This is a genomic window from Jutongia hominis, from assembly GCF_014384965.1.
Lineage (GTDB): Bacteria > Bacillota > Clostridia > Lachnospirales > Lachnospiraceae > Butyribacter > Butyribacter hominis.
In genome coordinates this window covers 30,014-42,357 of sequence record NZ_JACRSW010000014.1, presented here as the reverse complement: position 1 = coordinate 42,357, position 12,344 = coordinate 30,014, and the positions used below count along the sequence as shown (strand labels likewise).

General features: G+C 38.0%; 10 protein-coding genes. 8 read left to right on the top strand and 2 right to left on the bottom strand.

Annotated features, from left to right (window positions below; all coding sequences use genetic code 11):
- Positions 1 to 443: 443 nt before the first annotated feature.
- Positions 444 to 1,178 carry a peptidylprolyl isomerase gene (locus H8700_RS03945; RefSeq protein WP_249303274.1) on the bottom strand — a complete coding sequence of 245 codons (735 nt, stop codon included), beginning with the start codon at positions 1,176 to 1,178 and terminating at the stop codon, positions 444 to 446.
- Between the two features lie 213 nt (positions 1,179 to 1,391).
- On the opposite strand from H8700_RS03945, the gene H8700_RS03940 reads away from it, so the two are divergent.
- From H8700_RS03940 to H8700_RS03910, 7 genes are all read left to right on the top strand, one after another.
- Positions 1,392 to 1,859, top strand: a complete 468-nt coding sequence (locus H8700_RS03940) for a gamma carbonic anhydrase family protein (protein WP_249303268.1) — start codon at positions 1,392 to 1,394, stop codon at positions 1,857 to 1,859.
- A gap of 251 nt (positions 1,860 to 2,110) precedes the next feature.
- A complete protein-coding gene (locus H8700_RS03935; protein ID WP_249303266.1) occupies positions 2,111 to 2,989 on the top strand; it encodes a YhfC family glutamic-type intramembrane protease in 879 nt (292 codons plus the stop codon).
- A 145-nt stretch (positions 2,990 to 3,134) separates the two neighbouring features.
- Positions 3,135 to 4,316 (top strand): glycosyltransferase family protein, encoded by a 1,182-nt coding sequence (locus H8700_RS03930; RefSeq protein ID WP_249303264.1) that lies wholly within the window; start codon positions 3,135 to 3,137, stop codon positions 4,314 to 4,316.
- A gap of 145 nt (positions 4,317 to 4,461) precedes the next feature.
- Positions 4,462 to 7,248: an LTA synthase family protein gene (locus H8700_RS03925; RefSeq protein ID WP_249303263.1), complete on the top strand. Its 2,787-nt coding sequence runs from the start codon at positions 4,462 to 4,464 to the stop codon at positions 7,246 to 7,248.
- A gap of 41 nt (positions 7,249 to 7,289) precedes the next feature.
- Positions 7,290 to 8,210, top strand: coding sequence for an SseB family protein (locus tag H8700_RS03920; RefSeq protein WP_249303262.1), 921 nt, complete (start codon positions 7,290 to 7,292; stop codon positions 8,208 to 8,210).
- Between the two features lie 7 nt (positions 8,211 to 8,217).
- Positions 8,218 to 8,946, top strand: coding sequence for a histidine phosphatase family protein (locus tag H8700_RS03915; RefSeq protein WP_249303260.1), 729 nt, complete (start codon positions 8,218 to 8,220; stop codon positions 8,944 to 8,946).
- Between the two features lie 21 nt (positions 8,947 to 8,967).
- Positions 8,968 to 9,540, top strand: coding sequence for a Maf family protein (locus H8700_RS03910; protein WP_249303256.1), 573 nt, complete (start codon positions 8,968 to 8,970; stop codon positions 9,538 to 9,540).
- A 292-nt stretch (positions 9,541 to 9,832) separates the two neighbouring features.
- Here H8700_RS03910 and H8700_RS03905 read toward each other — a convergent pair whose 3' ends face one another.
- Positions 9,833 to 11,059 (bottom strand): argininosuccinate synthase, encoded by a 1,227-nt coding sequence (locus tag H8700_RS03905; RefSeq protein ID WP_022141436.1) that lies wholly within the window; start codon positions 11,057 to 11,059, stop codon positions 9,833 to 9,835.
- A gap of 370 nt (positions 11,060 to 11,429) precedes the next feature.
- Between H8700_RS03905 and argB the strand changes: the two genes are divergently transcribed.
- Positions 11,430 to 12,344 carry an acetylglutamate kinase gene (gene argB / locus H8700_RS03900; RefSeq protein WP_249303252.1) on the top strand — a complete coding sequence of 305 codons (915 nt, stop codon included), beginning with the start codon at positions 11,430 to 11,432 and terminating at the stop codon, positions 12,342 to 12,344.

The following is a 12,344-nucleotide window of genomic DNA, read 5'->3' as shown; positions in this document are numbered from 1 at the left end:
TCCGTATTTCTATTTGTTCTTTTCTTTTGAAGCACTGTTTCGTATGCTAAGGATATCTAAGATTTTTTGCTTTTTTGCCCTGATTATGGGTGCTCTCATCTGATATAGGGGCAGGGCCAGTCCTGATGTACATTGCTGTTTGGGCTCTCTAAGCCCGTCGCCACTTGCGCATTAAAAAGATGATCTGCCTTTTTAATGTGCTATGTGTGCGCTACGTGGCTTTGCGAAGCGGAAGCGTGCCCTACACAGCAATGCTACTCAGGCTGAGTCGCCCCTATAGTTATGACCCGCACCCAATCAGCAAAAAAGCTTAAAAATCAGATATCCTAACCATACGTCGTGTCTTTCCAAAAGAAAAAACAAAATAGAAATACGAAACAGACGTTTGTGAAAGGATGCATTATTGATTTCAAAATCGCTGTTATTATGTCAGATGTGTGTGATTAGCAATATTTTTCTTTCAACTGTGCTAATGTTTTGTTGTAGGCTTCCTGCTGTTTTTCGCGAAGAAGGGTGTTTTTGACATTTTCTTTTACATCTGTAAATGGTGCGATAGCAGCATCGGAACGTTTTTCTACTTTGATCAGGTGGTAGCCAAACTGTGTCTTTACCGGTCCGACTACTTCGCCGATTTTAGCGGCAAAAGCAGCATCTTCAAATTCCTTTACCATCTGGCCGCGTCCGAATTCGCCAAGGTCACCGGCTTTTTGACCGGAAGGGCAGGTAGAGTTTTCTTTTGCGGCATCTTCAAAAGTGATCACACCGTTTTCAATATCTTTTTTGATCGTTTCTAAAGTATCCTCTGTGTCCATTAAAATGTGTTTTGCACTGACTGTCTCAGGCTTTTGGAACTTTTCTTTGTTTGCATCATAGTAAGTTTGTGCATCCTCGTCAGTGATCTGAATGTCTTTAAAGATTTTCTGCATTACTAACTGGCTTAATACATCACGTTCTGTCTGCTTCATGATGGCCTTGAATTCTTCAGTTTCTGTCAGTTTCTCTTCACGTCCATATTCTGCAAAAAGGTGAAGTGCGACAAATTGCTCTTTAAAATAAGCAACTGCTTCAGGATTCTGTAAATATGCCTGCTGCTGTGCCGGAAGATTTTTGGTAAATGCAGCAAAATCTGTCTCTGTGATCTCGTTTCCTGCAACTACTGCGATTACATCGTTATTCATTCGATATTCTCCAATCTGTATTTTTATGACTTTTTTGTGTGTCTTGTCATATTCTATGGGATAAGCTTGGTTTTGTAAAGAGATTTAGAAATGTCTTTGAAAAATAAGAATATTTTAAGGCAAAAAAATCCGAAAATATGGTATGCTTATAAGGTTAGAGCAAAAAAGGAATCTATGATCCTATAGGGTAAGATAAATATAGCAGGAGGATATATGGATAAAAAGATATTTTTGGCAAAAGGAGCGCATGTGACCGGTCAGGTTTCTCTTGGGAATCAGGTTGGCATATGGTACAATGCGGTAGTAAGAGGTGACTGTGACAGCATACAGATTGGCAATGGATCGAATGTACAGGATAACGTAACGATCCATACCGATAAAGATTATCCGGTCAGGATCGGAGAGTATGTTTCGATCGGTCATAATGCCGTTGTACATGGCTGCACGATAGGAGACAATACTGTGATCGGTATGGGGGCAATCCTGTTAAATGGAGCAGTGATCGGCAAAAACTGTATTATTGGTGCCGGTGCTTTGGTCACACAGGGAATGCATATTCCGGATAATACGATTGCTTTTGGAAACCCGGCAAAACGTATGCGCAATATGACACCGGGAGAGATTGCACATAATACCCGGAATGCAAAACATTATATTGAATTGTTGAGCAATGAACAATAAAAAGATCAAAAAATCTGTTTTTATATTTTGCTATCATTATTTCTTTATAAGAACAATAAACAGATCAGAAAGTAAAAATAACAAACAGTAAGAAGATCTATATGAAGATGATCAAACAAGACAGAAATAAGATTAAAAAGTCAGGCATGAAAAGTCAGAGATAACAAACAGATAAAAGTTAAGAGATAAAAGAATACATGTAAGAATAGTAAGAAACGATTCAAATTATAAAGAAGAAAAAGGAGATTGTAATGATTCAGACAGCAGTTTTAAATTTTTTATTGGAGATAGCCGTTATCAGTTTTATTTTCCCGGTTGTATTTGTATTGGTATGGAAGATGCGCCATCATAAAAGTTTTCGTCCGGTATTTATAGGTATGGGAGCTTATTTTGTGTTCTCACAATTATTCACTTCGATTCCCTATATGATCTTGATCCAGGCAGGTCATCCAATCGGAAAAGCAATCCGTTCGAATGCATTGGCACTGGCGTTGTGTACCGGTCTGATCACGGCAATACTGGAAGAATTTGGACGGCTGGTAGCATTTAAACGTTTTATGACCGAGCAGGATGGAAAAGAGAGAGAAACAGCGATCAGTTATGGTCTCGGACATGCCGGTCTTGCCTGTATGTTTACACTTGGCTGGGGAAACTTACAATACTATGTGGCAGCAACTCTGATCAATTCAAATGATGCTACGGTAAAAGAACTTCCTGCTACGATCCTGAATGTCTTAAAAGGAATGACATCGGCTGACTGTATCCTGAATGGCCTGATCGCGGTAGCATCTTTTGCGTTACAGATTGCGTTGTCTGTTATGATCTTTCAGGCTTTTCGTAATTCAAAGTTGTGTAAGCGTCTGATGGCATATGCGATCGGTTTGCATACAATCTTTTATCTTCCACAGGGGTTGTATGATATCCATGTGGTACCAAAAGCAGTAGAATTTGTTCTGGCATTGGTTGTCATGGCTGCTGCGGTTGCTTTTGCTGCGCATATTTACCATGAGATGGGTGTCAAAGAAGAAGAGCAAAAAAAGAAGACAAAGCGAAAAGGAACTTCAGCACCGGACGAGAAGAACTGGGCAGTTGCTAACAAAAAATTAAGTGATATCCCAACAAAAAAATAAAACTTTGCAAGAACGGATTTGTGAGTAAAAAACAGAATGTAACGAGTCTCTAAAACAGACGGTGACAGCAAAGCTGACATTTGCTTTTCAAGGTGAATGAACGAACCTGAAAGAGTTTGAAAGAAAAGGAGAGAACAGAGATTCCATGAAAAAAGTTCTTTTTGTAGAGTCCAGACGATTATGTTATGGATCTTCTTATTATCTGATTGATCGTTTGAGCCGCTTTTTTAAACAAAAGAAGATAGAAGTCGAATTTTTTGATTATGATGCGCTTTGTAATGATCCACAGAAATTAGAAACATTTTCAAAAAAATCCTTTGATGCGATTTTTGATATCAATTCACAGCTTCCGGGGATTTATCAGGATGATACGCTTTTTTTGGAACAACTGGATATTCCGTTTTTTCATAGGATTTTAGATCATCCATTACATTTGCACCCGTCTTTACAGGTTCCTTATCAAAAAGAATGCGTAATCTGTCTGGATGAACATCATAAAAGATATCTTCAAAAAAAATATCCGCATATCCACCATGTCATTGCATTGCCTTTTTTAGCAAAAGTGCCAGAGAAACAAATCCCCTTTTCAAAACGCAAATATGCCTTTTTATTTCCGGCAACCTATATCCCGTTGTCGTATTTAGAAGATCAGATCAAAGAGCGGAATGCGTCGGATCTGTTGATCGCAAAAGAGATCCTTTCATTATGTATACAGGGAAGCAGAGAAGATTTTGAAAACCTATACAAAAGCCTTGCTAAGGAAGATGAAAAAGAGATGGATGCTGAAAGGATATACCGGGTACGTTTTGTTGACCGCTATGTAAGAGCCGGACTTCGTGAATTTGTATTAGAGCAGTTCGCCTCTCATGATATTGTGATGGATATTGTAGGAGATAACTGGGAGTACTCTCAATTATATAAGAACAAAGCATTTCATTTTCACCCATCCTGTTCGTATCAGGAATCTCTGTCGTATATTGCCAATACAAAGACAGTACTGAATGTACAACCCCTTTTTCGCGAAGCAATGCATGATCGTATCACAAATGCATTTTGCTGTGGTGCTGTGGTAGTCAGTGATCCCTGTGAAGCATTAGAAACAAATTTTACAGACCGAAAGGAATATCTCGGATATCATTTTGCACAGTTAAAAACACAGGATTCATTTTGGAAATTATTGCAAGCAGAGGAAAAGTTAGAGGAAATCGCCATAGCCGGACAAAAAAAGTACCGGTCTTTATATGCTTATGAAAATAGAATGGAGATGCTCTTGAAAGAATTGGAAAAAGCAGTTCAGGCAATGAAAAAGATTGACAAGCAATCATAAATAATTGTATCATAGAGGATAAAGTGCAAAAAAAGATACTGTGTTTTTCGATAGAAAAGTTTTTCAGATAAAACACTTTTTACAAAGATTTTGTTCTTAAAACGGTATATGGCACGAAAGAACATGGAAATGAGGAAATTATCAGATGTTACACAAATATTTTAAATTTACAAAAAAAAGGATTACAGCATTTGCTGTCTTATCTGTTTTAATATTAGGACTGCAAATTGTCTTTACCGGTTCCCTGTTAGCCCGTCAGACAGTTACAACAGAAGCCGGTAACGCAGAGAGTGCGGTTATCGGTATTCTCGATAAGACTGAGATCGTGCGTCAGAAGTTCGCGTTTTCAAGGAAAGTAGTGTTAAAAGAATTCTCATTAAGCTTTGGGTCTTTTGAGCGAAACGAAGTCGGAGATTCGCTAGACATTCAGATGACCGATGGAGATAATAATATTGTTTACGAAACAAAGATTCCGGTTGATGACATTACGCCAAATGCAGCCTATCGTGTTTCGATGGATCATACGGTAACGATACCAAAAGGAGTTACCTGCTGTATCAAGATCAGCTGCAGTTCTTCAACGCAGCAATATAATACCGTACCAACGTTAAATACTACAAACCGTACCGATCCGAATACTTACCTGTCTACCATGAATATGCAGACGCATAAAAAAGCTTTGAATATCTCGTATACATATTACTATCGCCAGATAGCACCTATGATTACGATCATTATTGAATTTGTGCTTCTTTTTGTACTTTGCTTTGAGCGTCTGACAGAGTATGCTGTTATTCTGCTTCGTAAAAAGAAAAAGGAAGAACGCAGAAGAGAAAAAGAAAAATCCTTAGAACTCGCAGCAATGGATAAAAGAAGCCATAGCAACAGTAAGGATGCGAAAGTACGTTATTCCCGCTTAAATATGCAGGATAAAGCAAAGCAAAAGAAAATAAAGAAATACCAGAAAAAGCATAACAAAAAACAATGGGATAAAAAGAAAAAATCATATTCATTGAAAACATTTGTAAAATGGTGTCTGACTGAACCAAAAGTTTTAAAAAGAGTCCGTCAGGCAGTTGTAATCTTAAATCCGGTGTTCATTATCTTCTTTATTGAATTGATGAATGATGCTTTATTAAAAATGAATCCGTTTGTCTGGCTTTTTGCAACCATATTGATGCTTGCATTAGAAATGCTTTTCTATGCAATATTCGGAAACATGAGTATTGCCATTTTGGTATTGGATTGTATTTTATATCCGGCAGGTCTTGCAAACCTGATCCTTATGAATGTACGTGGAACACCATTTTTACCGGGAGATCTTCTTGCACTTGGTACAGCAACAGAAGTAGCAAATACGTATAAGATCTCTCTGACACCATCCCAGTTCGTTATGATTCCGGCGTTTGTATTGTGGTGTTTCTTTATCTATAGGATCAAAGCAAAGAAAAAGAATACAGCGATCCGTAAAAAACTGGTACGTCGTCTGACACCGGCTGCAGCATCTTTTGTTTTGATCGGAGTGTTATATAATACACCGGTATTGGAAAATTGCGGAATTGTTGATAATGTATGGAATAAAGTAGCTTCTAGCCGTTCGAATGGATTTTACTTAAACTTCTTTATTAATCTGCACTATCTGAGTGTTTCAAAGCCATCCGGCTATTCACAGGATAAAGTTGCTTCGATCTTAAAAGATTTCGCAAAAGAATCGAAAAAGGAGAGTGTTGCAAAAACCAGTGATCCGACACAGGAATCATCAAAGAAAGTAACACCATCAAAGACAAAATTCCTGACAAACAGTGATTTTAAGAAGAATACGGGATTGAATGGTCAAAAACCAAATATTATCCTGATCATGAATGAAAGTCTGGCGGATTATGAGCAAGTAGGAAAGACGAATTTTAATAAAGATCCGTTATCGTTCTTACATAGTCTTCGTAATAATACGATCTATGGTAAAGATTATGTATCTGTTTATGGTGCGGGAACAAGTAACTCAGAGTTTGAAGCTATGACGGGTAATACCATGTCATTCTTCCCTAGCGGAAGTAATGTATATCAGCAGTTTATGCATGATTCAACATTTTCTATGGCATATTATCTAAAATCACTCGGTTATCAGACGGATGCCGTTCATCCAAGCAGCGGTGCAAACTGGAACCGTATCAACACATATAACAGTATGCGTTTTGACCGTTTTGTAACGATCGATGATTTTAAAAATCCGGAATATGTCCGTTATATCAGCGATAAGGAAAGTTATAAGAAAGTCATCGAACTGTATGAGAACAAGAAAAAAGGAACGCCGATGTTTACGTTTGATATGACGATCCAGAATCATGGTGGCTATCTGACCAATACAGCATGGGATGATCCTGTTTATGTCAAAGGTTCTTATTATCAGGAAGCAAAAGAGTATCTTTCTGCAACAAAAGTTTCGGATGATGCTTTCAAATATCTGACTGACTATTTCAAGAAAGCGGATGAACCAACGATCATTTGCATGTTTGGTGATCACCAGCCATCAATTGAAACAGAGTTCTATGAAGAGATCATGAAGAAAAAACAGAGTGACTGGGAATTAAATGATATTCAGAAGCGGTATGTGACTCCGTTTGTTGTATGGGCGAACTATGATATCGAGGAAGGGCAGGATGTTGTATTAAGTAACAACTATCTTGAAAATCTGGTATTAAAACAAGCCGGTATTGATCTTCCTCTATATAATCAATACATCGAAAAGGTTTCAGATACAATTCCGGCAATGAATGTCAATGGGTATATGGATCAATCAGGAACCTGGCATAAATATGATGATGAAAAAGGAAACATTAATAAGTTGTTAGAAAATTATGAATATTTGCAATATGGGTATTATAGTGATTCCGATAAGGACACCATGAGAAAATTGTTTCATATGGCAAAATAACAATAGTTAATAAAAATAAACATAGTTTGGAAGGAGAAAATATGGGGAATCAGAAATTAGAAAATATGTTAGATGAAATGAGAGCAAGAACAAGTGAAAAAAAATTACCGGATGATTTTATTGCGATGTTAAAAGAATCCGATGTGATCGTTCCTGCTATTATGCCGGCAGGAACCGATCCGGAGATTTTGCATAAGTTAATGGAATATTCCGATAAGAATATGGGACTTCCGCCTGAGGCAAATCCACAGCCATGTGTATTGCAAAATCCGGCCGGACAGAAATATTTACCGGTATTTACATCAGAAGAGCAGGTGCGAAATGCACCGAAAGAATCAAAATTTCCACTTTTGATGACAATGCCATTTGCATCCTGCTTACAACTTTTAAAGCAAACAGAGGAATTAAGCGGTATTGCAGTCAATCCGTATTCTCATAACATTTTATTTACGCCAAACGCAGAGTCGAAAGATGGTAAGAAGACAGTAGAGGTTACGATAGAGCAATTTCATCATCTGACAAGACAACGCCTGGAATCTAATTATCTTCCTTTGCAGCTTTTTAAAAGAAAACAGGAACTTTTTGATGATCTGCGTACGCGTCAGGGCGAATGTATGAAAGAATTATACAATGCTGTTTATGACACAGAAGTGGCTTGTCCATATACAGAAGATGATTTTGAGTTTATGTCTCTTCAGATTTCTGATGAGTTGCAAATTATGCAGATCACAATGCCAAAAGAAAATGCATATCCCATGACTTGTCCTAGTGTGATCGTAGTCTGGGATGCGGCTGCAGAAGAGATTTATTACTTTGCAATTGTAGCAAAAGACCAGAACGATCGACATATTATGCGTGTAGAAAAAAACGGAACACCGGTTGACTGTGGAGTGGCTCCGACAGAAGGCAGTGAATTATCAGCCGTGATCGATCTGGTGGAAAACTTAAAAGAAACGGAGTGACAGGCAAATGATCATTTATCTGATTCGCCATGGAAGACAAAACAGCTCCGACTGTAATGTGAATGTACCACTTTCAAAAGAAGGACAGATGCAGGCAGAATTATTAGGTAAAAGAATGAAACGTTATCCGGTGGATGCGTTATATACAAGTGATCTGATCCGTGCAGTAGAGACCGGTCAGATTGCTTTTTCTGATCGTCCTGATCTCATTTCTGATATTCAGATCAGAAAAGGTCTTGCGGAAGTTGATTTTGGTGATCTGACAGGAGAAAAAGATCCGGTTGTTAAGGAGTACTATAAAGAATATTATCAAAAGCAGCTTTCACTTTTCAAAAATAAAAAGAATCGTCCGACAGGTTCTGCTTTAGCAAAGGTAAATACTTATGTCGGAGAGTTCTTTGTGCCAATACAGGAAATGCATTATCCGAATGGTGAGAATGGTGAAATGGTGTTAGAACGCCTGTTACCGGTGGTGAAAGAATGGATTGAAAAACCATATCAGAATATTGCCGTTGTTTCGCATGGCGGTTTGATCCGTATTCTGCTATGTGCTCTTTTTGGTGGAGATTTTGCAAAAAGATTGCAATTTGGCGGATCATTAGAAAATTGCAGCATTACGGAACTGTATTATGATGAGTCAAAAAAAGGGTTCTATCTGAACCGTTTTAATGATTACGCGCATTTAGAAGAAAGACCGGAGCTTCTTCGAAGTCATTTTCTTGCACCGAATCAATAAGGAAAAAGGATTGAAAAAAGAATGAGAAAAATTATATTAGCCTCTGCGTCGCCACGCAGGAAAGAATTGTTAGAACAGATTGGATTAGAGTTTTCCATTATGCCAAGTTATGCAAAAGAAACTTATAAAGAGACCAGACCGGATAAGATTGTCGAAGAGCTGTCGGCATTAAAAGCGATTGATGTAGCGGACAGACTGGATGATTCGTATATTGTGATCGGTGCAGACACGATCGTTGTTGCGGATGAAAAGATACTCGGCAAACCAAAAGATGAAAAAGACGCTTTTTTGATGTTAGAAAGTCTTCAGGGCAAAACGCATCAGGTATATTCCGGAGTAACATTAGTGGTATCACATGGAGATAAAAAAATCATCAAGCGTTTTCATGAAAAGACCGAAGTAGCTGTTGCGGAAATGACAAAAGAACAGATCAAAGCTTATGTTGCTACCGGAGAACCGATGGATAAAGCAGGTGCTTATGCGATTCAGGGATTTTTTGCACAATATATCAAGGGAATTGTCGGCGATTACTATAATGTAGTCGGGCTTCCGCTTGCTCATCTGATGAAAGAAATGCATGTTTTTTTATCTTAGCTCGTTTTAGAAAAAGAGATGTTTTACTCTTGACTTTTCATAAAAAAAGAAAGCAAGATGATCTTATATCATCTGCTTTCTTTTTTATGGAATAGGAAAATGCTCGTACAGTAGCGGTACACCTCCAAGAATTGCTTTAGCAATTCTTGGAGTGCAAAGCGCCGGCTTTGCACTTTTTTATGTATGAATGAAACTGTTTTAAAACGATAAACAGATCCGATGCAGAACTCACTTATATCTGATTCATGATCCGATCAGCCTATAATGAGATGTCTGTAACAAATCGTCGGAATTATTTATCATTTAATTCTACAAAAGAACCCTGCTTCATTGCACGAACTTTTAAAGAAAGTCCAAAGAGGTTGATGAAACCATCTGCATCCTTATGATCATAAAGATCACCTGTTGTAAAGGAAGCGATAGACTCGCTATACATAGAATATGGAGAAGTTGTACCCATCTTGATGATATTACCTTTATAAAGCTTGAATTTTACTTCACCGGTTACATATTTCTGTGTAGACTCAATAAATGCCTGGCAGGCTTCACGAAGAGGTGTAAACCATTTTCCTTCGTATACGATATCAGCGAATTTGTTGGCGATATCTTTCTTTGCTGTCATGGTATCACGATCAAGGATCAGTTCTTCTAACTGCTCATGAGCTTCTAAAAGAATTGTTCCACCGGGAGTTTCATAAACACCACGTGATTTCATGCCTACAACACGGTTTTCTACGATGTCAACAATACCGATACCATGCTTTCCGCCAAGTTTATTTAATGTACGGATGATATCAGAAACCTTCATGGCTTCACCATTGATCGTCTTTGGGATACCCTGTTCAAATGTCATTGTAATTTCTTCTGCTTCATCAGGAGCTTTCTCAGGGTGTGTTCCAAGAACAAGAAGATGATCGTAATTTGGAGCATTTGCAGGATCTTCTAATTCAAGACCTTCATGACTGATATGCCATAAGTTTCTATCACGGCTGTAGCTGCTGTCTGCAGCAAATGGAAGATCAATACCATGAGCCTTGCAATATTCAATCTCTGATTCACGGGAATCGAGTTTCCAAAGTTCGCTTCTCCAAGGAGCGATGATCTTAATATCAGGAGCTAATGCTTTGATACCAAGCTCAAAACGAACCTGGTCATTTCCTTTGCCTGTAGCACCATGACAGATAGCAACCGCACCTTCTTTACGTGCGATCTCTACTAATCTTTTCGCAATGACAGGACGTGCCATAGAAGTACCAAGCAGATACTTGTATTCATATACAGCATTCGCCTGTACACAAGGTACAACGTAGTCATCGCAGAATTCATCAACAACATCCTCGATATATAACTTAGAAGCACCACTCAGCTTGGCTCTTTCCTCTAAACCATCTAATTCGCTTTCCTGTCCAACGTCAATACAAACGCAGACTACTTCATAATCGAAGTTCTCTTTTAACCAAGGGATGATAGCAGTAGTATCAAGGCCGCCAGAGTAGGCAAGAACAACTTTTTCTTTCATTATAAAATCCTCCTATAAATATGTAGAAATTTTGCATATATTTTATGCAATTCCAGATGCCACTCATGATCCTTTTCTATTCTGACTAAAATAGTATGAAGCATCAGACACCGTTACCTTTTAGTATAAGCAGAAACAATGTACAATGCAATGTTTTTTTCTAAAATCCATAGGATCAAAAACGTGATCTGACTTTCAAGCTATAGTTTACTATACAGCATTATTTATAAATATGCAATATTTATTTATAAAAAGTCATATAAACATTGCAAATTATCATATAAACAGAAAAATATGCAAAAAAGTTATTGCATAAATATAAGACCAGGAGTATAATCAGTAACAGAAAAATACAGATAGGAGACAGAAAATGAGCAGCGAAGAAAAAGAAAACTTTATGGACCAGATTACAGTGAAGGCGGAGACATTGATCGAAGCACTTCCCTATATCCGTGATTTTAATAATAAGAGAGTTGTTGTAAAATATGGTGGTAGTGCCATGCTTGATAAAAGCCTGGAAGAAAGTGTGATCAAGGATGTTGCCCTTTTGAAGCTTGTTGGAATGAAACCGATTATTGTTCACGGTGGCGGAAAAGAAATCAGCAAATGGATTGACAAAGTCGGCATGGAGACACACTTTGAAGAAGGTTTTCGTGTAACTGATAAAAATACGATGGAAATTGCAGAAATGGTTTTAAACCGTGTCAATAAAAACTTAGTCCAAATGGTAGAACATCTTGGCGTCAAAGCAATCGGTATCTGTGGGAAAGATGGTGGTATGCTTCAGGTGGAAAAGAAAATGCCAAACGGAAAAGATATCGGCTATGTTGGTGACATTAAGTCTGTTAATACAGAAGTGATCGATACTTTACTCGAAAATGATTTTATACCGATTATTGCTCCGATCGGAATGGATGATAAAGGAGATACGTATAATATCAATGCAGATGATGCTGCCTGTGCGATCGCCGGTGGTATCCGTGCGGAAAAGCTTGCATTTTTAACAGATGTAGAAGGGGTTTGCATGAATCCGAAAGATCCTTCAACACTGGTATCTGTATTAAATCTGATCGAAGCAAACAAGCTGATTGAAAGTGGCGTGATCAGCGGTGGTATGCTTCCTAAAGTCAATAATTGTATTCATGCCGTAAACTCGGGAGTAGGACGTGTCCATATTCTGGATGGAAGAAGAGAACATTGTCTGCTTTTGGAATTCTTTACCAAACGAGGTATCGGTACAGCGATCATCGGAGATGACAGCGAATTATATTCAAATGAAAAATAG

Bases quoted from the DNA above. Each gene is read 5' to 3' on its own strand.
- argB (WP_249303252.1), top strand. From the start codon at position 11,430: ATGAGCAGCGAAGAAAAAGAAAACTTTATGGACCAGATTACAGTGAAG.
- H8700_RS03930 (WP_249303264.1), top strand. From the start codon at position 3,135: ATGAAAAAAGTTCTTTTTGTAGAGTCCAGACGATTATGTTATGGATCT.
- H8700_RS03940 (WP_249303268.1), top strand. From the start codon at position 1,392: ATGGATAAAAAGATATTTTTGGCAAAAGGAGCGCATGTGACCGGTCAG.
- H8700_RS03945 (WP_249303274.1), bottom strand. From the start codon at position 1,178: ATGAATAACGATGTAATCGCAGTAGTTGCAGGAAACGAGATCACAGAG.
- H8700_RS03915 (WP_249303260.1), top strand. From the start codon at position 8,218: ATGATCATTTATCTGATTCGCCATGGAAGACAAAACAGCTCCGACTGT.
- H8700_RS03935 (WP_249303266.1), top strand. From the start codon at position 2,111: ATGATTCAGACAGCAGTTTTAAATTTTTTATTGGAGATAGCCGTTATC.
- H8700_RS03920 (WP_249303262.1), top strand. From the start codon at position 7,290: ATGGGGAATCAGAAATTAGAAAATATGTTAGATGAAATGAGAGCAAGA.
- H8700_RS03925 (WP_249303263.1), top strand. From the start codon at position 4,462: ATGTTACACAAATATTTTAAATTTACAAAAAAAAGGATTACAGCATTT.
- H8700_RS03910 (WP_249303256.1), top strand. From the start codon at position 8,968: ATGAGAAAAATTATATTAGCCTCTGCGTCGCCACGCAGGAAAGAATTG.
- H8700_RS03905 (WP_022141436.1), bottom strand. From the start codon at position 11,059: ATGAAAGAAAAAGTTGTTCTTGCCTACTCTGGCGGCCTTGATACTACT.